General features: G+C 62.0%; 17 protein-coding genes and 1 tRNA gene. 13 read left to right on the top strand and 5 right to left on the bottom strand.

Features of this window, described 5'->3' with window-relative positions; genetic code table 11:
• Positions 1-230 (bottom strand): hypothetical protein (locus JaAD80_RS10095; protein WP_146012339.1); only part of this gene is annotated, 230 nt, incomplete at its 3' end.
• A 232-nt stretch (positions 231-462) separates the two neighbouring features.
• Between JaAD80_RS10095 and JaAD80_RS10100 the strand changes: the two genes are divergently transcribed.
• Positions 463-2,349 carry an MFS transporter gene (locus tag JaAD80_RS10100; protein ID WP_102294050.1) on the top strand — a complete coding sequence of 629 codons (1,887 nt, stop codon included), beginning with the start codon at positions 463-465 and terminating at the stop codon, positions 2,347-2,349.
• Between the two features lie 82 nt (positions 2,350-2,431).
• On the opposite strand, the gene JaAD80_RS10105 is transcribed toward JaAD80_RS10100, so the two are convergent.
• On the bottom strand, positions 2,432-3,952 hold the full coding sequence (locus tag JaAD80_RS10105) for a response regulator (RefSeq protein ID WP_102294051.1): 1,521 nt from the start codon (positions 3,950-3,952) through the stop codon (positions 2,432-2,434).
• An 8-nt stretch (positions 3,953-3,960) separates the two neighbouring features.
• Entirely contained in the window at positions 3,961-5,469 is a 1,509-nt protein-coding gene (locus JaAD80_RS10110) for an ATPase domain-containing protein (RefSeq protein ID WP_102294052.1), read from the bottom strand.
• Positions 5,470-5,917: 448 nt separating this feature from the next.
• Here JaAD80_RS10110 and JaAD80_RS10115 point away from each other — a divergent pair, with 448 nt between their 5' ends.
• From JaAD80_RS10115 to JaAD80_RS10150, 8 genes are all read left to right on the top strand, one after another.
• The gene (locus JaAD80_RS10115; RefSeq protein ID WP_102294053.1) at positions 5,918-7,126 is read left to right on the top strand and encodes an efflux RND transporter periplasmic adaptor subunit; all 1,209 of its coding nucleotides are present in this window, start codon (positions 5,918-5,920) and stop codon (positions 7,124-7,126) included.
• 15 nt (positions 7,127-7,141) lie between these two features.
• A complete protein-coding gene (locus JaAD80_RS10120) occupies positions 7,142-10,306 on the top strand; it encodes an efflux RND transporter permease subunit (protein WP_102294054.1) in 3,165 nt (1,054 codons plus the stop codon).
• Position 10,307: 1 nt separating this feature from the next.
• Complete coding sequence (gene adeC / locus JaAD80_RS10125; protein ID WP_102294055.1) at positions 10,308-11,756, top strand: AdeC/AdeK/OprM family multidrug efflux complex outer membrane factor; 1,449 nt, start codon at positions 10,308-10,310, stop codon at positions 11,754-11,756.
• Positions 11,757-11,825: 69 nt separating this feature from the next.
• Positions 11,826-12,440 (top strand): TetR/AcrR family transcriptional regulator, encoded by a 615-nt coding sequence (locus JaAD80_RS10130; RefSeq protein ID WP_102294056.1) that lies wholly within the window; start codon positions 11,826-11,828, stop codon positions 12,438-12,440.
• 102 nt (positions 12,441-12,542) lie between these two features.
• Positions 12,543-12,619, top strand: a tRNA-Pro gene (locus JaAD80_RS10135).
• Between the two features lie 173 nt (positions 12,620-12,792).
• The gene (locus tag JaAD80_RS30265; protein WP_146012340.1) at positions 12,793-13,329 is read left to right on the top strand and encodes a hypothetical protein; all 537 of its coding nucleotides are present in this window, start codon (positions 12,793-12,795) and stop codon (positions 13,327-13,329) included.
• A 97-nt stretch (positions 13,330-13,426) separates the two neighbouring features.
• On the top strand, positions 13,427-13,924 hold the full coding sequence (locus JaAD80_RS10145) for a hypothetical protein (RefSeq protein WP_102294057.1): 498 nt from the start codon (positions 13,427-13,429) through the stop codon (positions 13,922-13,924).
• Between the two features lie 147 nt (positions 13,925-14,071).
• Positions 14,072-14,398 (top strand): hypothetical protein, encoded by a 327-nt coding sequence (locus JaAD80_RS10150; RefSeq protein ID WP_102294058.1) that lies wholly within the window; start codon positions 14,072-14,074, stop codon positions 14,396-14,398.
• Between the two features lie 220 nt (positions 14,399-14,618).
• Here JaAD80_RS10150 and JaAD80_RS10155 read toward each other — a convergent pair whose 3' ends face one another.
• Positions 14,619-15,614, bottom strand: a complete 996-nt coding sequence (locus JaAD80_RS10155) for an AraC family transcriptional regulator (protein ID WP_102294059.1) — start codon at positions 15,612-15,614, stop codon at positions 14,619-14,621.
• Positions 15,615-15,673: 59 nt separating this feature from the next.
• On the opposite strand from JaAD80_RS10155, the gene JaAD80_RS10160 reads away from it, so the two are divergent.
• Positions 15,674-16,924, top strand: a complete 1,251-nt coding sequence (locus tag JaAD80_RS10160) for an MFS transporter (RefSeq protein ID WP_102294060.1) — start codon at positions 15,674-15,676, stop codon at positions 16,922-16,924.
• A 57-nt stretch (positions 16,925-16,981) separates the two neighbouring features.
• Here the strand turns inward: JaAD80_RS10160 and JaAD80_RS10165 are convergent, their stop codons facing one another.
• On the bottom strand, positions 16,982-17,344 hold the full coding sequence (locus JaAD80_RS10165) for a hypothetical protein (RefSeq protein WP_102294061.1): 363 nt from the start codon (positions 17,342-17,344) through the stop codon (positions 16,982-16,984).
• A gap of 174 nt (positions 17,345-17,518) precedes the next feature.
• Between JaAD80_RS10165 and JaAD80_RS10170 the strand changes: the two genes are divergently transcribed.
• The 3 genes from JaAD80_RS10170 to JaAD80_RS10180 all read left to right on the top strand — a co-directional run.
• Positions 17,519-18,682 (top strand): efflux RND transporter periplasmic adaptor subunit, encoded by a 1,164-nt coding sequence (locus tag JaAD80_RS10170; protein WP_102294062.1) that lies wholly within the window; start codon positions 17,519-17,521, stop codon positions 18,680-18,682.
• Positions 18,682-21,870: an efflux RND transporter permease subunit gene (locus tag JaAD80_RS10175; RefSeq protein ID WP_102294063.1), complete on the top strand. Its 3,189-nt coding sequence runs from the start codon at positions 18,682-18,684 to the stop codon at positions 21,868-21,870. Before JaAD80_RS10170 ends, JaAD80_RS10175 begins: the two co-directional genes overlap by 1 nt.
• Positions 21,867-22,464 (top strand): TolC family protein (locus JaAD80_RS10180; RefSeq protein WP_180979365.1); only part of this gene is annotated, 598 nt, incomplete at its 3' end. The genes JaAD80_RS10175 and JaAD80_RS10180, both read left to right, overlap by 4 nt.

Here is a 22,464-nt window from a genome sequence, read left to right on the forward strand (position 1 = left end):
GGCGCAGGCGCAGGGGAAGTGGCCGGCGCAGGGGGCTGCGCCACGGCCGCGGTCAGCGGCGTGCCGGCCTGGCCATCGAGCGCTTGCAGGCGCTGCTGGATGCCGTCGACTTCCTTGCGCAAGCGGGCCGTCAGCAATTCCAGATCGGCCACCTTTCTGCGGTACTGCAGCACTTGCACAAAGGCGGTGATCAGTACGCCGAGGATGAACAGCGTTATCAATCCAAACATGGGTCAGCTTTCCTGGAGGGGCGGGGAGTCGGTTCCCGCAGTATGCGCACATTACCTTATTATCAAGAAATGGGCGATTTTTGTGATGCAGGGAAAGCTGCAAGGCACGCGGCCAGCATGGCGCTTCGGGGACGCTTGGGTATTGACTAAAAGCAATACCCGGACATTAAGATTGTCGTGCGCAAGATAGTGCTGTATTTTAGCAATTCCTTAATTGCCCGTCCCCCATGCCATGAGTCAAAGCAGCCAGTTTTCCTTATTGTCGCAGCGCCGTTTCGGGCCGTTTTTCTGGACCCAGTTCTTTGGCGCCTTCAACGACAATCTGTTCAAGACGGCGCTGATGGTGATCCTCGCCTACGATGCGCTGAGCTGGACCACGCTCGATCCGTCCACCATCACCAACCTGATCCCCGGCCTGTTCATCCTGCCCTACGTCGTGTTCTCGGCCACGGCAGGCCAGCTGGCCGACAAGTTTGAAAAGGCGGGCCTGGCGCGTTTCGTCAAGTGGATGGAACTGGCCATCATGGCGGTGGCCGCCGCTGGCTGGATGACGCACACCCTGTGGCTGCTGGTGGCCGCCGTGGTGGGCATGGGCGTGCACTCGACCCTGTTCGGCCCCGTCAAATATGCGTATCTGCCGCAGCAGCTGAAACCCGAGGAACTGGTGGGCGGCAATGGCCTGATCGAGATGGGCACCTTTGTCGGCATTTTATTGGGCGAGATCCTCGGCGCCGTGCTGATCGTGCATAAGCCCTTGGGCGTGGAACTGGTGGCCGGCGCGACGATCGCCGTGGCGCTGTTCGGCCTGATCGCCAGCTACCGCGTGCCGCGCACGCCGGCGCCCGAGCCGGACTTGAAGGTGAGCTTGAACTTCGTCGCCGAATCGTTCCGCAACCTGAATTTTTCGCGCAAGAACCGTCCCGTGTTCCTGGCCATGCTGGGCAATTCCTGGTTCTGGTTCTATGGCGCCCTGATCCTGGCCCAGTTCCCCGTGTATTCGAAGGATTTCCTGCATGGCGACCACAGCGTGTTCGTGCTGCTGCTGACCGTGTTTTCCGTCGGCATCGGCACGGGTTCGCTGCTGTGCGAAAGGTTGTCTGGCCACAAGATCGAGATCGGCCTGGTGCCGTTCGGCTCCATCGGCCTGTCGCTGTTCGGCATCGACCTGTATTTCGCCAGCAATGCGTATGCGAATACGCAGGTGGTCGATGCGCTGGCTTTTGTAGGCCAGGCGGGCGTGCCGCGCATCCTGATCGACATCGTCATGATCGGCGTCTTCGGCGGCTTTTTCATCGTGCCCCTGTTCGCCCTGATCCAGACGCGCTGCGACCCGAAACATATTTCGCGCACCATCGCCGGCATGAACATCCTCAACGCCCTGTTCATGGTGGCTGCCGCCGGCGTGGCCATCGTGCTGCTGGGCCAGGGCTTTACCATCCCCGAACTGTTCCTCGTCACGGCCATCCTGAACGCGCTGGTGGCGGCCTACATCTTCTCGCTGGTGCCGGAATTCCTCATGCGTTTCCTCGCGTGGATCTTGATACAGACCGTGCACCGCGTAAAAGTCGTCGATGGCGAGCGCATTCCGACAGAAGGCGCGGCCGTGCTGGTGTGCAACCACGTCAGCTATGTGGACGCCATCGTCATCATGGCGGCCAGCCCCCGTCCCATCCGTTTCGTCATGGACCACCGCATCTTCAAGACGCCGTTGATGGGCTGGATTTTCCGCACCGCCAAGGCGATACCGATCGCGCCGGCCAAGGAAGACCCCTTCCTCATGGAAAAGGCCTTCATCGATATCGCGCAAGCGCTGCATGAAGGCGAACTGGTGTGCATCTTCCCCGAGGGTAAGTTGACCCGCACGGGCCAGATCAGCGAATTCAAGGGCGGCATCGCCAAGATTGTCGAGCGCAGCAAGGTGCCCGTGATTCCGCTGGCGCTGCGCGGCTTGTGGGGGCATTTGCTGAGCCACCGCAATGGCCATTTGTTCGAGCGCGCCTTCAAGGCGGGCTTGCGCTCGCGCCTGTCGCTGGCCGTCGGCGTGCCCGTGCCGCCAAGCGAAGCCACGCCGGAACTGCTGCAGCAAAAGGTGCAGGAGTTGCGCGGCAAGTGGAAATAAGCGCGGACCAGGCAGGGAATCAGCAGAGAATCAGCAGAGCACAGGCAGGGAACAGGCAAGGCGGCAACAAGCGCAGCGCCGGCTAGCCCTGCCGCGCCAGGTGTTGGCCCAGCAGGGCGGCGATGGCGTCGAAGTCGACCGGTTTCGTCAGGTGATGGTCGAAGCCCGCTTGTTGCGTGCGCAGGCGGGCGTCGCCCTGGCCCCAGCCCGTCAGGGCGATCATCAGCACCTCGCGCCCGCGCGCCTGCAGGCGGATGCGGCGCGCCGCTTCATAGCCATCCATGCCCGGCATGCCCAGGTCCATCACGATTAGTTGCGGCCAGGCAGCCTCGATGGCCGCCAGCGCCTGCTTGCCGTCGTAGGCGACGTCGACAACATAGCCTTCCAGCTGCAGCAGGGTTTGCAGCGAATCGGCCGCATCGCGGTTGTCATCCACCACCAGCACGCGCACGGCATGGCGCGCGGCCGCCGGCACCGCCTCTGCCGTTGGCGCGTCGCCGGCGGCGGCGTCCGGCGCCAGGCTGGCGGGCAGGCTGACGACAAAGCGGCTGCCCAGGCCCGCTCCGGCACTGTAGGCGGCGACACTGCCGCCGTGCATTTCGGCGAACTGGCGCGCCAGGCTCAGACCGATGCCGAGGCCGCTGGCGATCTGCCCCGGCACGGTTGGCCCCTGTTCAAACATGGAAAAGATGCGCGGCATGACGTCCTGCCCGATGCCGATGCCGTTGTCTTCGATGGCAACGCGCAGCAAGCCGTCTTCCATGCGCGCGGTAATGCTGACGTGGCCGCCTGGTGGCGTGAATTTCACGGCATTCGAGACGAGGTTGGCGAAGACCTGCACCACGCGCGCATAGTCGGCGTGCAAGACCACCTGCTGCGGCGGCAGGTCGAGGCTGATGCCGATGTGGCGGCTGCTGGCGGCCGGCTGGCACAGCTCGGTCACATGGCCGAGTAATTGTTGCAGCACGATGTACTGGCGCTGCAATTCCACCTTGCCGCGCGTGATGCGCGCCACGTCCAGCAAGTCATCGACCAGCCGCGTCAGTTGCGTGACCTGGCGCTCGATCACGCCTTTTACCCTCGATACCTGTTCCGACTCAGGGTAGAGGTGGCTGAGCAGGGCCACCGAGGTCTTGATGGGGGCCAGCGGGTTGCGCAGTTCATGCCCCAGGCTGGCGAGGAATTCATCCTTGCGCCGCTGCGTTTCGCGCATCTGGTACTGGCGCTGGCGCGCGCGCAGCATGGCGTGCGCCGAGGTGATCAGGGTCAGTATGCGCACGGGGCGCTCCAGCAGGGTCAGGTTGCCCAGGGTGGAAATGGCTTGCCGCAGCGGCAGGGAATCCTGTCCGCCATGCGTGAGCAGGATGATGGGAAGGTCGGACCAGTCCGGCTGTTGCCGCGCGAAGTCATCAAGCACCTGGTAGGCGCCCGCATGCAGCGCCTCGTCTACCGTCAGGACGCCGGCGGCACCCAGCGACAGCTGCTCGGCCAGCTCGCCGGGCGAATGGCAGGCATGGCTGGCAATATCGCCACTAGCCAGCACGGCGCCGGCCAGGTTGGCGTCCTGGCCGGCCGGCGCGTAGATCAGGATGCGCTGTTCCATGGCGAGCCCTAGGGAAATGGCGTGCCGCCGACGGTGGGCATGCCCGACAGGATGCCGTGGAAACCGGCCAGGGCGGCGCCGATGCGGATGCCTTGCGGGCTGATCTCGAAGCGGCGGATGCTGCGCTCATGCGCGCTGCCGCGCTTCTTGAAGACGGAAATGGCTTGCCGCACTTCGCCTTCCGTTTCGTAGTAGCGCAGCATGATGACGCTGTCGGCCAGGTAGCTGGCGTCGGCCGAGGTGGTCATCGAGGTGCCCAGCATGTTTTGCTGCACGCCGACAAGCAGGGTGGCCACGCCGCGCTGGCACAGGTAGTTGAGCAGTTCATGCAGGTAGGTGCTTTGGAAGCGCTCGTCGGGCACCGCATGCATGTAGCCGTTCAGGCTATCGATGACGATCACGCGGGCGCCCCGGTCCGCCGCATCGACGACGGCCTGGGCAAATTCGCCGGGCGTCAGTTCCGCTGGATCGATTTGCTGTGCACTGAGCAAACCCGTGTCGAGCGCCGCTTTCAGGTGCATGCCGACGCCATCGGCGCGGTTCAGCAGCTTGCTGCGCGCTTCTTCGAACAGGAACATGGCACAGGGCTCGCCGCGTTCCGTGGCCGCGTGCACGAATTGCGCCGCCAGCGTGGACTTGCCGCTGCCGGCGGGGCCGGAAATGAGCGTGCTCATGCCTTCTTCCAGGCCGCCGCCTATCATGGCGTCAAGGTCGGGCACGCCGCTGGACAACTGCTGGTGGCTGCCATCGCGGCGCGTATCGGCCGCCACCAGGCGCGGATAGACCACCAGGCCGCCGTGCGCGATCTTGTAGTCGTGGGTGCCGCTGCGAAATGGCACGCCCCGGTATTTGACCACGCGCACGCGGCGCCGGTCGTTGCCGTAGTCCTGGTTTTGCAGTTCCAGCGAGAGCACGCAGTGGGCCACGCTGCGCACCTGCAAGCCATCATCGAGGGCCGAGCGGTCGTCAATCAGCAGGGTGGTACAGTGCCGGCTGGCCAGGTATTGCTTCAACGCCACCACCTGGCGCCGGTAGCGCAGGGGATTTTCCGCCAGCAGTTGCAGTTCGGACAGGGAGTCGAGCACCAGCCGGGCCGGGCGGTGCTTTTCGATGGCGGCCATGATGCGCTGGTTGGTCGACGCCAGCTCGATTTCGGACGGGTGGAAGATGCTGTACTGGCGTTGCGGGTCGAGCATGTCATCGCTGGGCGCCACCTCTTCGATGGCGATGCCGGCCAGGTCCCAGCCATGCGACAGGGCGGCAGCGCGCAGTTCGATCTCGGATTCGGCCAGCGCGATGTACAGCGCGCAGGCGCCCGCGCGCGCCCCTTCGGCCAGGAATTGCAGCGCCAGCGTGGTTTTGCCCGTGCCCGGCTCGCCTTCGACCAGGTACAGGCGCTCGGCAAGCAGGCCGCCCGTGAGGATGGTGTCGAGGCCGGCGACGCCGGTCGACAGCAGTGGTGGCTTTGATGGCGGCGTGCCGGGGCCGGCCGCACCGTCTGAGCCGTCTTCCGGCATCGCTGATTGCACCTGTGCTGTCATCACTGGACCCCCGCTATGGCCACGCTGTGGGCTAGCAGTGTAGCGCATCGGCCGCTGCATGCGTTTTCGATACCATTGGTAAATAATTATCGGCCGCGTGCTTGCACGTCAGGAAAGTGTTGCGCACACGTCACCGCTTCAGCAAAGAACCCTTTACCCTGCTACAGTATTCACTCAATCCAACTTTCCCGCATGGCCGTTTTGCCGCTCCCACCTGGTTTTTGACTGAACTCTGTTGGCTTGCCGCTGCTGTTGCTGCACTCATTTAATTGCATCATTGATAACAAAGCGCGCTCAAAAGTTACTATGTTTCAATTGTAACGATGCTTGACGATTTTAGAATGATCGTTCATTCTTTGATCTGCGTTAATAAATTTAGTCATTTCTAACGACACTAGCCAGCTTCTTTTTCAGAAAGTCCAAGATGCAACCAACCTTTTCCTTGACGTCGCCGCGTACGAGCGGCGCTATTGCCGTTCTGTGCGCCACTGTAATCATGGCCGGCTGCAGTAAAAAACAGGAAGCACCTCACGCGCAGCAAGCGCCACAGGTGGTCGTGTTTACTGTTAATCCGGCCGCGTTGCCGATGAGTGCCGAATTGCCCGGCCGTACGAATGCCTATCAAGTCGCCGATGTGCGCCCGCAAGTCGGTGGCTTGATCCAGAAGCGCCTGTTCGTCGAGGGTAGCGATGTGAAAGCGGGCACGGCCCTGTATCAGATCGATTCGGCCACTTACCAGGCTGCCGCCAATTCGGCCAAGGCAGCCCTGTCGAAAGCCAAGGCGAACCTGCTGACGGCTGGCCCGAAAGCGGCCCGCTACAAGGAACTGGTGGCCATCGAAGGCGTGAGCCGCCAGGAATACGATGACGCGCTGGCCGCGTTCGAGCAAGCCAAGGCAGATGTCGAGTCCGCCACAGCGGCGCTGGAATCGGCGAATATCAACCTGCGCTACAGCACCGTGACGGCACCGATCAGCGGCCGTACCAGCCGCTCGACCGTGACGGCCGGCGCGCTGGTCACGGCTGGCCAGGCCGAAGCGCTCACCACCGTGCAGCAGCTTGACCCGATCTATGTCGACGTGACCCAGTCGAGCACCGAACTGCTGCGCCTGCGCCGCCAGATGGCAGATGGTTCCCTGAAGAAAGTCGGCGAAGGCCAGGCCAAGGTGGACCTGATCCTGCCGGACGGCAGCAAGTACAGCGAACCGGGCAAGCTGCAGTTCGCTGGCGTGTCGGTCGACCCGACCACCGGCAACGTGGTCTTGCGCGCGCTGTTCCCCAATCCGAAAGGCGAGTTGCTGCCAGGTATGTACGTGCGTGCGCAGCTGGAAACGGGCGTCGATGAAAAAGCCATCACCGTGCCGCAAGTGGGCGTGACGCGTAACCAGAAGGGCCAGGCCACGGCCCTGATCCTGAACAAGGAAAACAAGGTCGAGCAGCGCGTGCTGACCACCAGCGGCACCATCGGTACCGACTGGCTGGTGACCTCCGGCCTGGCCGCAGGCGACCGCGTGATCGTGGAAGGCTTGCAAAAAGTCAAGCCAGGCGCACCAGCCGTTGCCGTGCCGGCCAAGGCAGCTGCCGCGCCTGCCGCTGCAGCTTCTGCCGCAGCATCGGCTGCCAGCGCCCACTAATTCAGGAGAATATTAATGGCCCGTTTTTTCATTGACCGCCCGATTTTCGCCTGGGTGGTCGCGATCGTCATCATGCTTGCCGGCATAATTTCGATCCTCAGCCTGCCGATCGCGCAGTACCCGAGCATTGCTCCGCCGTCGATTTCGATCAGCGGCTCCTACCCTGGCGCCTCCGCCAAGACCGTGGAAGATGCGGTCACCCAGGTCATCGAACAAAAGATGAAGGGTATCGACGGCTTGCGCTACATGGCCTCGTCGAGCGATGCGACCGGCGGCATCAGCATCACGCTGACGTTTACCAGTGGCACCAATCCTGACATCGCCCAGGTGCAGGTACAGAACAAGCTGCAGCTGGCCACGCCACTGCTGCCGACGGCTGTCACGCAACAGGGCCTGGTCGTCTCGAAAGCCACCAAGAACTTCCTGATGGTGTTCGGCTTCATTTCCGAAAACGGCAAGATGGACCAGACCGACTTGAGCGACTATGTGGCCGCCAACGTCGTCGATCCGCTGAGCCGCGTGGCCGGCGTGGGCGATGTGACCCTGTTCGGTTCGCAGTACGCCATGCGCATCTGGCTCGACCCTGCCAAGCTGCAAAGCTTCAACCTGACCCCGGCGGACGTGATCACGGCCGTGCAGGCGCAGAATGCGGAAGTGTCGGCCGGTGAACTGGGCGGCACGCCGTCCGTCAAGGGCCAGCAGCTGAACGCCACCGTGTCGGCCCAGAGCCGTCTGCAAACGGTGGAGCAGTTCGGTGCCATCTTGCTGAAAACCACCACCGACGGCGCCATGGTGCACCTGAAGGACGTGGCCAGCATGGAACTGGGCCGCGAGAACTACAACACCGTGGCCCGCTACAACGGCCATGCGGCAACCGGCGTGGCGATCAAGCTGGCGACGGGCGCCAATGCGCTCGATACGGCCAACGCGGCGAAAGCCATGTTGTCGGACCTGAGCAAGCAATTCCCTGAAGGCATGAGCTACCAGGTGGCGTTCGACACCACCCCGTTCGTGAAACTGTCCATCGAAGAAGTGGTCAAAACCCTGGTTGAAGCCGTTATCCTGGTCTTCCTGGTGATGTATCTGTTCCTGCAGAACTTCCGCGCCACCCTGATCCCGACCATGGCCGTGCCGGTCGTGCTGCTGGGTACCTTCGGCATCCTGAACGCCTTCGGCTATTCGATCAATACACTGACCATGTTCGCCATGGTGCTGGCCATTGGCCTGCTGGTCGATGATGCGATCGTGGTGGTGGAAAACGTCGAGCGCGTGATGAGCGAAGAGGGCTTGTCGCCGCTGGAAGCGACGCGCAAGTCCATGACGCAGATCACGGGCGCGCTGGTCGGTATCGCCATGGTGCTGTCGGCCGTGTTCGTGCCGATGGCTTTCTTCGGCGGTTCGACGGGCGTGATTTACCGCCAGTTCTCGATCACGATTGTCTCGTCGATGGTGCTGTCCGTCATCGTCGCGCTGGTGTTTACGCCGGCGCTGTGCGCCACCTTGCTGAAACCGGTAGAGAAGGGCCATCACGCCACCAACAAGGGTTTCTTCGGCTGGTTCAACCGCAGCTTCGACAGCAGCAGCAACAAGTACCAGGGCTGGGTCGGCGCCATGATCACGCACCGTGCCCGTTCGATGCTGCTGTATGTCATCTTGCTCGCTGGCCTGGTGTTCCTCTTCATGCGCCTGCCAACCTCCTTCCTGCCGGAAGAAGACCAGGGCATCCTGTTTACGCAGATTCAATTGCCGACGGGCGCCACGCAAGAGCGCACCCTGAAAGTGATCGAGCAGGTCGAAGACCACTTCATGAACAGCGAGAAAGATAACGTCGCTTCCGTGTTTGCCGTCGCCGGTTTCAGCTTTGGCGGTAACGGCCAGAATACGGGTATCGCCTTCGTGCGCCTGAAAGACTGGGCTGAACGCAAGGCGGTGGAACAGAAGGCGCCTGCCGTCGCCGGCCGCGCCATGGGCAAGCTGCTGCAGATCAAGGACGCGATGGTGTTTACCTTCGCCCCGCCTGCCGTGCTGGAACTGGGTAACGCCACCGGTTTCGACATGCAGCTGCAGGATATCGGCGGTGTCGGCCACGACGCCCTGATGGCGGCACGTAACCAGCTGCTGGGCATGGCGTCGCAAAACCCGGTCATGGTGGGCGTGCGCCCGAACGGCCAGGAAGATACGCCACAGTACAAGATCGACATCGACCAGCAGAAAGCTACCGCGCTGGGCTTGCAGATCTCGGAAATCAACCGCGTGCTGAGCGTCGGCTGGGGTAGTTCGTATGTCAACGACTTCCTCGACCGCGGCCGTGTGAAGAAGGTCTTCATCCAGGGCGATGCCAGTTCGCGCATGCTGCCGGAAGACTTGAACAAGTGGTTCGTGCGCAATGCCGCCGGCGAAATGGTGCCGTTCTCGGCCTTTGCCACCGGCAAGTGGATCTACGCTTCGCCGCGCCTGGAACGCTACAACGGCTTGCCGTCCGTAGAGATCCTGGGGACACCGGCACCGGGCCAGAGCACGGGCGCCGCCATGAACGCGATGGAAGAAATGGTCGCCAAGCTGCCAGCCGGTATCGGCATGAGCTGGACCGGCGTCTCGCTGGAAGAGCGCGAATCCGGTTCGCAGACACCGCAGCTGTACGCGCTGTCCTTGCTGATCGTCTTCCTGTGCCTGGCCGCGCTGTATGAAAGCTGGTCGATTCCGTTCTCGGTGCTGCTGGTCGTGCCGCTGGGCGTGATCGGTGCCGTATTGGGCACGTGGCTGTTCGGCCTGTCGAATGACGTGTACTTCCAGGTGGGCTTGCTCACGGTGGTGGGCCTGTCGGCGAAGAACGCGATTTTGATCGTCGAGTTTGCCAAGGAAATGCAGGAATCGGGCATGTCGCTGCTGGACGCGACCTTGCACGCCGTGCGTCTGCGTCTGCGTCCGATCCTGATGACCTCGATCGCCTTCGGCTTGGGCGTGCTGCCACTGGCCATTTCCAGCGGCGCCGGTTCGGGCAGCCAGAACGCCATCGGTATTGGCGTGCTGGGCGGTATGTTGACGGCCACGTTCCTCGGTATCTTCTTCGTGCCGGTGTTCTTCGTGCTGGTGCGCGGCTTCTTCTCGAAGTCGGACGCGCCGACCACGCCGGCGACGCCTGGTTCGCCAGCCGTCACGCTTTCTAAGGATGCGCATTAATATGAAAAAAACGCTACTCTCCATGGCGGCACTGGCCTTGCTGGCCGGTTGCAGCCTGGCTCCCACGTACGAGCGTCCGGCAGCGCCGGCGCCCGCAAGCTGGCCAACGGGCCCGTCCTACAAGGCCGACACGGCCGCCACCGACGCCAAGCCGGTGTCGGACGTCGCCTGGCGCGAGTTCTTTGCCGATGCGCGCCTGCGCCAGGTACTGGAACTGGCGCTGGCCAACAACCGCGACTTGCGCGTCTCGATCCTGAACATCGAGAAGGCGCGCGCCACCTACGGCATCGAACGCGCCGCGCTGATCCCGACCCTGTCGGCAGCCGGCGGCCAGACGGCCACGCGCATCTCGAAGAATCAGAGCGCCACGGGCGAAGCGTCCATCAATCGCCAGTACACGGCGAACCTGGGTGTATCGGCCTACGAGCTGGACTTCTTTGGCCGCGTGCGCAGCCTGTCCGACAGTGCGCTGGAGCAATACCTGGGCACGGAAGAAGCACGCCGTGCGCAGCAGATCAGCCTGGTGGCCGAAGTGGCCAGCACCTATCTGAACCTGGTGGCCGACCAGCAGCGCCTGCGCGTGGCGCAGGACACCTTGAAGAGCCAGCAGTCGTCGTACGACCTGGCCGTGCGCCGCTTCAGTGCCGGCGCCACGTCCGGCCTGGACAAATACGATGCGCAGACCAGCGTCGAGTCGGCCCGTTCCGACGTGGCTGTCTACACCAGCCAGGTGGCGCTCGACCAGAATGCGCTGGTGCTGCTGGTGGGCGGCCCCGTGCCTGCCGACCTGCTGCCGCAGGCCGAGTTCGGCGCCGTGACGGCGCTGGCGGAGATTCCGTCCGGCGTGCCGTCGGACGTGCTGCAACGCCGTCCCGACGTGCTGGCGGCCGAACGCACCCTGCGCGCGGCGAATGCCAACATCGGCGCGGCGCGCGCGGCCTTCTTCCCGCGCATTTCGCTGACGGCGACGGCGGGTTCGGTTAGCGACAACCTGTCCGGCCTGTTCAAGGCGGGCAGCGGCACGTGGAGTTTCATTCCGCAGATCAGCCTGCCGATCTTCGATGGCGGCGTGAACCGCGCCAATCTCGATATCGCCAAGGTGCAGCGTGAAATCTCCGTGGCGCAATACGAAAAGGCGATCCAGGTCGCCTTCCGTGAAGTGTCCGATGCGCTGGCCCAGCGCGGCACCATCGACGAGCGCCTGCAGTCGCAGGAGTCGCTGGTCGAGGCGTCGACGAAGAGCTACACCATCCACGACGCGCGCTACAAGCAGGGCGCCGAGTCCTACCTGAACGCCCTGGTGGCCCAGCGCGCGCTGTACACGGCGCAGCAAAGCCTGATCACGGCGCGCCTGGCCAAATCGACCAACCTGGTGACCTTGTACAAGGTGCTGGGCGGCGGTTGGCAGCCTGAGCAGACAGCCGTCGCGGCGGCTGGCGGCGTCCAATAATCACGGGGACGCCGACGCCGGCCTTGCCCTTGTCCGCAGGGGCAGGGCCGGCGCGCTACTGGAAAAGTCATGAACCAAGTTGAAAAGAAGCATCCGGATCCCGAGCGCGCCAACACGCGGCGCAAGCAGGTGCTCGATGCGGCGGAGAGCTGCTTCAGCCGCCGCGGCTTCCACGGCGCCAGCATGGCCGAGATATCGAAAGCAGCCGGCATGAGCGCGGGCCACATCTATAACTACTTCGACAGCAAGGATGCGATCATCGCCGCCTTCGTGCTGAAGAACATGGAGCGGGTGACCAACCTGATGCAGGACCTGGCGCTGCGCGAAGATCCGCTGCAGGCCGTGATCGACAATGCTGGCGAACACGTGCTGGAAAGCCTGGACCCGAAAACCTGGGTGATGCCGCTGGAAATCTTCGCCGAAGCGTCGCGCAATCCCGCCATCGCCGAAATGCTGCATTGCGCGGACGTGCGCTCGCGTTCCCTGTTCCTGTCGATTATCAGGGATGCGCGCATCAAGCGCGGCCTGCCGGCCGATGCGGAGATGCTGGAAGGGCGTTTGAACACCATGATCGCCATGTACCAGGGCTTGCCCGTGCGCCTGGTGCACAATCCGCACATGAAGGTCGAGCCCCTGATCGCCGGTTTCCGCATCGTCCTGACGGCACTGCTGCTGAACGAATAGGCTGCTTGCCATGGGCTGTTGAAAATCTTTGCGCAGTTCGACATGAATCCTGCGGAAAGCATGGCAAAAACCTAAAAGCCTCTGCTATAATTCCCACCTCGTCGGGGCGTAGCGCAGCCTGGTAGCGTACATGCATGGGGTGCATGGGGTCGGAAGTTCGAATCTTCTCGCCCCGACCATTAGATTCAAGGAGTTACGGCGCAAGCTGTATAGAAACCCAGTACTGTATATTATACGTTTGTATAATATCGGTGCTGGGTTTTTCCGTTTACATGACGTATGATTTTCGTTGCAGCATGCCGATGTCCGCTATCGGCCAGAAGCGCTCACTCGACGTATCCCTTGGAAACAAATGCAGATGGAAGTTAAATTTCTTAGTCTTGGCGAGCAAAGTGAACATGGTCGCATCCTTGTTGCTCGCGGCGCAACCTCAGAATCCAACATCGTTGCCAGTGTCTTGATCGCTCACCATAGTGCGCCGGTGACTCGCGTAAACATTCTTGCCAGCGCAGGGTACTCGTGCTTTCAGAGCACACGTTTCGCTGAGGGCATCGTTTACATCGGCTTTGGGCAGTTCGTGTTCGTCGTTGATCTTTACCTTGGCGAAGTTCGTCGCCATCAGCTGGACGGTTACTTTGGCCATCTGTACGATTCGCGCGACCTTGAGAACCTAAATAGCCGCATCGCAGTGCTTGTAACTTCGGCATCTGAAGTTCTTGCTTTTGACCATACAGGAGGTCTGATCTGGGAGCAGTCGCCGCTTGGGATCGACGGTGTAGTCCTTCACGATGCGAGCGCGGGTCGGATTCGTGGTGATGGTGAATGGGACCCACCAGGCGGCTGGCGCCCATTTAGCCTAGTTCCAGAGTCAGGAGCAATACTTCAATGACCGGTATGGGGCGGAAACTGCCAACGACGGCAACCGGCCAGGAACGGACCTTCGTGGTACATGAATCACAGTGTAATAATGAAAGAATCGAGACAGCATGCGATGGTCGCAACTTAAGAAGCAGCTACACGATCGCATCGCAAAGAACGTTGTGGCGAGCATTGATCTCAACCAGACACGATATCGCCATTTTCATGACGAAGAAGGAGAGTTCTGGATAAGTTTTCAGGGTAGCCGAATCTTTAGCACTGGGTCGCTAAGCTATTTGTCATCGCTTGCAACCTTGACCGCGAAGAATCGCGCTGATGGGTCAACGCCCGCACAGGCATACGAGTTGGCTTGGCCTGTCATGGACGCTAGCGGGCTGTTTCTTCTGGAGCAGATGAACAAGGATTTGTTCTGCAGTCTTAGCCTGACGGTTGAGGAAATGTTGGATCACAAAAATCCAGTCGTTCGGGGTTTAGCGATCATCGACGCTCGTTACGGCAAGCGTCGGCTAGCCGTCTTGAACCCAATTACCGAACATCCTCTTGTTCAGAGACTACATAATCTGCGGTGCGAAGCAGAAGGTGTAGAAGCTCATACCTTAACGTAACTACTGGCTAAAGCAGGTGCCGATGCAGGGGTATTTGCGAACGCGTGGGGGGCCGCTTTGGGGTGGAAACCGCCGACGACGGCAGCCGGCCAGAGGCGGACGGTGAGGACTTTGCCAGAGACGCGATTAGAGAAAGAATGAACGCTCATGAAAGTGGAACTGCTGACGATAGAAGAAGTGTTCGATCTCACGAATCAGGGCTTGGTATGCGCTCCTTTTTTTCAACCGCTGCCAGGAACCTCGTTCAAGAATTTCTCTGCTATGGTCACTGTCCAGCCGCCCGATCGCCTCGCGTCTAACGTCGAAGCTTCCTTCATTATTACCCACTTTAAAATCCTGGATTTGACTGCGCCCGTTGAGAAACGCTGGCAAGTTATGACCTGTCTGGGCACGATCCCGAAGGATTTGGTTCCAGTAGGAAGCCTCATCTTTTGCGATAGCGAAATAAAAGCACGGCTATCGAAGCCAATCTGAACGTGTGCTCCGGGGCCAGGCCGTGTGAAAACGCAGAAAAATTCTGGCCCTTCAAAAATCGGCCTTTCAAAACGCGCGCTACGCCGTTTTCTCGGTGTTGGGAATGGTAACCCCACACACGAATATTTTGAGATTTGGCGTTTTCACACAGCCTGGGGCGGAAGCAGCCATCCAGCCGCTGAAAAAATGAATTGATCAGCGCTTTCCTAAGCTATTCTCCTCAAAGCATTTGCCGACAGGCGCCCGGCGACTTGCCGATGACGCGCTTGAAAGCACGACTGAACGCGGCTTGAGATGTATAGCCAAGGCGTCGGGCGACGACGTCGATGGACACTCTTTCGTGCGTGAGCAATTGTGCGGCAAGACGCATTCTCAATTCCGTGGCATAGCGCAGGGGCGGCACTCCGAGGGTGGTTTCAAAGCGTCGTGCGAAGACAGAGCGGGAGATATGACACTCCGCAGCCAACTGTGCAACTGTCCACTCACGACCGGGCTGGCGGTGCAGCGCCAATATGGCACGAGCAAGGCGCGGATCACGCAATGCGGCGAGGAGGCCAGAAGCGTTTTCACAACCGCATTCAATCCAGCCGCGCACGATCATTGCTGCCGCGACCTCCGCCAGGCGAGCCAGAATGCCTGCAAAGCCAATACGGCCGGCGCAGATTTCACGCTTCATTGAATCAAGAACAGGCAGTAACCCAGGATAGCCTTGCGCTTGCGTGTCAGCCACCATGACGGTTGGCATCAGCTTGCCGATCCCTTGCATCCCGCCGAGATCGAATTCCATGCAGCCGTAAAAAATAACTGCACTGGGCACGGGGTGCGTACTGGGACATGTGTCTACTCCGCTAACGGATTCACCCAGGGGCGCGGCATCGAACTTTTCGATGTCCTGAAATGCAATACCCGCATCCGATAGAAGCTGATGTTTCCTGCCGTGAGGCATGAACGCCGCACTACCGGCGGACAGCTTATGCAACTCACCATCATCCGTACATATGAAGGCAGTGCCAACAGCCAGGAAGTGGAAGTAGGCATGGCCGGGCTTGTCTTCAAAGCCCATGCCGAAAGCTGGACCGGTCTGAATGCGGCGGTACTGGACTCCACTCAGGCGCATACCTGTCAATAGTTCACTGACCAGATTAGATGATGGAGAAATTTGATTTTGCTTACTCATTTCAGGTGTTTCGATCAAAACATCAGGATTTACCATCATAGATCATCCTGAATTTTACCTCTAGACTTTCGACTCCGACTGTTTTAGGGATTCTAGAGATGAACAACGATGTTTTTGCTACCGAGCAAACGCCCAACGCGAACGATGTGTCTGTTTTAGAGCCAGCGGCAGCAGCATGGATGGCAGTGTTTTCACTGGCAATGGGGGTTTTCGGTTTACTGACGGCAGAGTACCTGCCAGCCAGCCTATTGACACCGATGGCCTTCGATCTTGGCGTATCGGAGGCACTGGCTGGCCAGGCAGTGACGGTGACGGCCGTCGTGGCCATGTTCGCCGGGCTGTCGGTGCCAGGTCTCACGCGCAATTTTGACCGGCGTGTCGTCTTGTTGGCTTTCACAGTGCTGATGATTGCCTCCAACCTGCTGGTGGCGTTGTCCTCAAGCTTGACAGTATTGTTAGTGATGCGCATTCTTCTGGGTGTCGCGTTAGGCGGCTTTTGGAGCATGGCGGCAGCCGTGGCTATGCGGCTGGTGCCGGCAAAGTTGGTGCCGCGAGCGCTATCCATCATATTCAGTGGCATCGCCATCGGGACGGTCGTTTCCGTACCGTTGGGCAGCTACCTGGGGGGGCTATATGGCTGGCGCAGTGCATTTATAGCAGCGGCGGCTGTCGGAGGGCTAACACTTGTGTTTCAATTGTTCACGCTGCCCCGTATGGCGCCGCGCACCATGATGCGCACCACATCGGTACTGGGATTGCTCCGTCGCCCGGGGATTGGGATCGGGATGTTGGGCTGCGTACTTGCCCATACGGGGCAATATGCACTGTTCACCTACATTCGCCCCGCGCTTGAAAGCGTTGTCCAAATAGATGTCAACGGTCTGTCTCTGATGCTCCTGGGTTTTGGTATCGCCAACTTCGTTGGCACGCTGCTGGCCGGCTGGCTAATGGAGCGTAGCCTGCGTGCTACTTTAGTGCTCATGCCTGCGCTGGTGGGCTTGACGGCATTCGGCATGATCCTGCTGCCAGTCCAAGGAACAGGCCTGATGCTTTTGGTCGCTCTGTGGGGCCTGGCGTTCGGCGGCGTACCTGTCGCCTGGTCCAACTGGGTAGCCCGTGCTGTCCCTGATCAAGCGGAGACAGCTGGTGGCATGGTCGTCGCTGCGGTGCAATCTTCAATAGCTGCCGGCGCTGCATTGGGTGGCATGATGTTCGGGTTGGGTGGAGTGACAGGCGTTTTCATTATTGCTGGCGTTGTGATGCTGTTCGCTGCTCTCGTTATCGCTTTAAGAGTTCGAATTGAATTGCCGCAGCACGTTACCAGCGCTGCCCCAGTGCTGCACGGTTGAGCCTAAGCTGCATCCGAATTTTCAATATTTGGGTCACGTCAGCCGAAAATTTTCGCATTACCGTCGGGCTTGGCGCTGCTGCGTATCATCGGCGCCATCCCACATCGAACTGAAGCACGATCGGGTGTAGGCGCCACCTTTTTGCGGCGGGAACACGAACTGACTGATCAACCCATACTCGATTTGGAGTCCACGGGCGTGGGCGATCACTTCGGCAGGCTCAGGCATGACGGCGATATCGACAGCATTCCCACTTTTTTTGTATGTTGTGCTTGGCTTGCTCCTGATCCGCCCACCCTCGATCCGTGATTCTTTCCGTATGCGCATATCTGTGCCGCGCGCCCACGGCAGGTAGCACATGTCGATTTGATCGATAGGGGTGTCCTGGCGCAGGCCCAGATGCGGCGTTCCCCACTCCATACACGCCAAAGACATATCGACGCGGTCATTGTGCGAGCCGATAGCACCCCTCCGCCCCAGCCCTCACATTGATAAAAAAGCTTGACCTTCCAAGTGTGTCAGGTCGGATAAAGGCCATGGGAGTTGTTTCAGCTCAACAAAACCATGTCGACTCCAGTCGCGAAAGGCACAATGATGAAAGTCACACCAATAACCCTGATCACCGCGGTGCTGGGCACCGCGCTCACCGTCAGCGGATGCAAGCAGACGGCATCGCCTGCCGCTGCCGCCAAGCCGCCCGGCGTTCCAGTGGCGGAAGTGGTCGTTCGCCAGGCAACACCGTACGTCGAGTTCAACGGCGCGCTGACCGCCGTCAAGCGGGTCGAGTTGCGCCCGCAGGTGGCCGGCTATCTGCAGGATGTGAGCGTGCCGGAAGGGCGCTTTGTCGAGAAGGGCAGCAAGCTCTTCGTGATCGATCCGCGCGTGTTCCAGGCGGCGGTGCATGCCGCCACGGCGCGCCTGCGCGAGGCCGAGGCGGCCTCGATGCTGGCGCAGGCCGAGCATGCACGGGCCGAACAGCTGTTTGCCACGAAGATTGTCGCGCGCGACCGTCTCGACGTGGCGACGGCGGCGCTGCATGCTGGCAAGGCACAGGTCGACGCCGCCAGGGCCGCGCTTGACGCCGCGCAGCTGGAACTCGGTTTCACGCGCGTCACGGCGCCGATCAGCGGAAGAGTCGGCCAAGTTCTCGTCACCGAGGGCAACTATGTCGCCAGCGGCGTGACGCCCCTGACGACCATCGTTTCCATCGATCCGCTGCACGTCTATTTCGATGTTGATGAACGCACCTATTTGCGCTCGCTCGCCGCCGGCCGTGCCAGCGCCACCCCGCGTGGGGCGCAGGGCGCCAAGGTCATGGTGGCACTGGCCACGGACAAGACATACACGCGCCACGGCCGTGTTGATTTCCTGGCCAACGCCGCCGATCGCGGGACGGGCACGGTGCGCGTCCGTGCCGTGGTCGACAACCCCGATGGAAAACTGACGCCCGGCCTGTTTGCCAAGGTCAGGCTGGAAACGGGGGCGCAGCAAGCCAGGGTGCTCGTTTCCGATCAATCGATAGGCACGGACCAGGGGCGCCGCTATGTGCTGGTGGTCGGCAAGGGCGACAAGACGGAGTTCCGCCCCGTCGATCTTGGCCCGATGGTCGACGGTTTGCGCGTGATCGAGCAGGGGCTGCAGCCAGGCGAGCGCATCGTCGTCAAGGGCCTCGTGCGCCCGGGCATGCAGGTGACGCCGCAGGCGGCCGCGATTGACGGCACGCCCGTCGCCGTGCCGAAAACCTCGGGAGCCGCGTAATGTCCTTCCCACGTTTCTTCATCGACCGCCCGATCTTTGCCATCGTCCTCTCGGTCCTGATGGTGCTCGCCGGCATTGTGGCTTTCTTCCAGATGCCGCTCAGCGAATATCCCGCGGTGACGCCGCCCACCGTGCAGGTGAGCGCCGCCTATCCTGGTGCCAATCCCAAGGTGATCGCCGAAACGGTGGCGGCGCCGCTCGAGCAGGCCATCACCGGCGTCGAGGGCATGCAGTACATGTCGTCGCAATCGGCAACCGATGGCCGCATGACCCTGACCGTCACTTTCGCGCAGGGGACGAATGCCGACATGGCGCAGGTCCAGGTGCAGAACCGGGTCGCGCGCGCTCTGCCGCGTTTGCCTGAAGAAGTGCAGCGCCAGGGCGTGGTCACACAGAAAACCTCGCCGGACATCCTGATGGTGGTGCACCTGCTGTCGCCCGACAAGCGCTACGATCCCCTGTACATGTCGAATTACGCCTACCTGCAGGTGCGCGACGAGCTGTCGCGCATTCCGGGCATCAGCGACGTCCTCGTCTGGGGCGCGGGCGAATACAGCATGCGGCTGTGGCTCGACCCGAACCTGATCGCCGCACGCGGCCTGACGGCCGGCGAGGTGATTGCCGCCGTGCGCGAACAGAACGTGCAGGTGGCGGCCGGTTCCGTCGGCCAGTCGCCCGATTCCAGTGCCGCCTTCCAGGTGACGGTCAACACGCTGGGACGCTTGACCGACGAGGAGCAGTTCGGCGACATCATCATCCGCACGGGCGCCGACGGCCAGGTGACGCGCTTGCGCGACGTGGCCCGCATCGAGATGGGCGCCGACGCCTATGCGCTGCGCAGCCTGCTTGACGGCGAGCCGGCCGTCGCCCTGCAAATCATTCAAAGCCCGGGCGCCAATGCGCTCGACGTTGCGCAGGCGGTGCGTAACACCATGCAGCGGCTGGAGGAAAATTTCCCGGCCGGACTGAGCTCGCGCATCGCCTACGATCCGACGGTGTTTGTGCGCGCTTCGCTGGAGTCGGTGGCAACGACCTTGCTGGAGGCGATCATTCTCGTCGTCATCGTGGTGGTGCTGTTCCTGCGCAACTGGCGCGCCTCGCTGATCCCGCTCATGGCGGTGCCGGTATCGCTGATCGGCACCTTCGCCGTCATGCACCTGATGGGCTTTTCGCTCAACACCCTGTCCTTGTTCGGCCTGGTGCTGTCGATCGGCATCGTCGTCGACGACGCCATCGTTGTGGTCGAGAATGTCGAACGCCACATCGAAAATGGCGAGGAACCCAGGCAAGCGGCAAGGCGCGCCATGGACGAAGTCACGGGCCCCATCATCGCGATTACCTCGGTGCTCGCCGCCGTGTTCATTCCGACCGCCTTCCTGAGCGGCTTGCAGGGAGAGTTCTACCGCCAGTTCGCGCTGACGATCGCCATCTCGACCATTCTGTCGGCCGTCAATTCGCTCACGCTCAGCCCCGCGCTTGCCGGCATCCTGCTCAAGCCAGGCAAGGTCAAGGCCGGGGCCGAGGCCGTGCATGACCCGCGCAGCCTGCGTGGCCGCGCCGGCCGCCTGTTGCAGATGCTGGGCCGGCCGTTCCAGCGCGCGCCGGATGCGTATGGCAACACGGTGCGCAAAGTCGTCAGGGTCAGCGGCGTGGCCTTGCTGGTGTACGGCGGCCTGCTCGTGCTGACCTTCTTCGGCTTCAAGGCCGTGCCGCCGGGCTTCGTGCCGATGCAGGATAAATATTATCTTGTGGCGATCGCCCAGCTGCCCAACTCGTCATCGCTGGACCGCACCGACGCGGTCGCCAAGGAAATGTCGAAGATTGCCATGGCCGAGCCTGGCGTTGAAAGCGTCGTCGCCTTCCCCGGCTTGTCGATCAACGGCTTCGTCAATGTGCCGAACGCCGCCGTCATGTTCGTCATGCTCGACCCGTTCAAGGCGCGTACCACCCCCGACCTCACGGCGAACGCGATCGCCGGGCGCCTGCAGGCGAAGTTCGCCGGCATTCCCGACGGTTTCCTCGGCGTGTTCCCGCCGCCGCCAGTGCCTGGCCTTGGCGCGACCGGCGGCTTCAAGATGCTGGTCGAGGACCGCGGCAGCGCCGGGCTCGATGCGCTGGTGCAGCAGACGCATATCCTGATGACCAAGGCGAGCGAATCGGGACAGGTGGCCGGCCTCATGACCAGCCTGGACGTCAATGCTCCGCAGCTCGAGGTCGCCATCGACCGTACCCAGGTCAAGAGCCAGGGCGTGCGCCTGGCCGACGTGTTCGAGTCGCTGCAGATCTATCTCGGTTCCCTCTACGTCAACGACTTCAACCGCTTTGGCCGGACCTACAAGGTGACGGCCCAGGCCGATGCGGAGCATCGCATGCAGGCCGAGGCCATCGGCCGCTTGCAGGTGCGTAACGCGGCCGGCGACATGCTGCCCTTGTCGTCGTTTGTCACCGTCACGCCAAGTTCCGGTCCGGACCGCGTGGTGCACTACAACGGCTATCCCTCGGCCGACATCTCGGGCGGCGCGATGCCAGGCGTCAGTTCGGGGCAGGCGGTGGCTGCCATGGAGCGCCTGGCGAAGGAGGTGCTGCCTGAAGGCATGAGCTTTGAATGGACCGACCTGACCTACCAGCAAAAGCTGGCCGGCGATTCGGCGCTGTTCATCTTCCCGCTGTGCGTGCTGCTCGCCTATCTGATCCTGGCCGCGCAGTACAACAGCTGGCTGCTGCCGCTGGCGGTCCTGCTGATCGTGCCGATGTGCTTGCTGAGCGCCATCATCGGCGTGTGGCTGGTGGGGGGCGACAACAACATCTTCGTGCAGATCGGGCTGATCGTGCTGGTCGGACTGGCGGCCAAGAACGCCATCCTTATTGTCGAGTTCGCACGTAGCCTGGAAATGGCAGGATCGAGCGCGCTTGACGCGGTCGTCGAAGCTTGCCGCCTGCGCCTGCGGCCCATCCTGATGACCTCACTTGCCTTCATCGCCGGCGTCGTGCCGCTGGTCTTCGCCAGCGGCGCCGGCTCCGAGATGCGCCAGGCCATGGGCATCGCGGTGTTTGCCGGCATGCTGGGCGTGACACTGTTCGGATTGTTTCTCACGCCCGTGTTTTATGTGCTGATGCGCGCCCTGGCGCTGCGTTTCGAGCGCCACTCGCCAACGACCCGGACAAGCATGGAAAGGAGCGCGTCATGACTCGCCCGTATCAAACAGTTGTAGTTTCTCTCAGTGCGCTGCTCGTGCTGGCCGGCTGCGCGGTCGGCCCCGATTACGCACCGCCGTTGCCGCCGCCGCTGTCAGCATCACAGTTTTCCAGTGGCGCGGGCCAGAGCCATGCTGGCCTGGTGCCCGGGACGGTCGAGGTGGAATGGTGGCGCACCTTTGACGAGCCGGCGCTGGTCACGCTGATCCAGCGGGCGCTGGCGGCGAACCATGACGTGGGCATCGCTGCCGCCCGGCTTGCGCAGTCAACAGCCCTGCTGCGTGAAGACAGGCAGGGCTACCTGCCGCAAGGTGGCGCCGCGCTCGCTTACGAGAAGAGCCGCCTGAGCAAGAGCGAAACGCTGCCCGGCCAGCCGCGCCGGAGCGAAAGCTATCGTGCCAGCGTCGACGCATCCTGGGAGATCGACCTGTTTGGCCGTGTACGGCGATCCGTCGAGGCGGCGCAGGCGCAGGCGGGCTCGCGCGAAGCCTTGCTGCGCGGCGTGCAGGCGGGCGTGGCCGCCGCGGTGGCGGCCACCTGGTTCGAGCTGGGCGGCATCGAGGCTGAACTCGCTATCGTGGCCAGCA

It is taken from the genome of Janthinobacterium sp. AD80, assembly GCF_002878455.1.
Classification (GTDB): Bacteria; Pseudomonadota; Gammaproteobacteria; order Burkholderiales; family Burkholderiaceae_D; genus Janthinobacterium.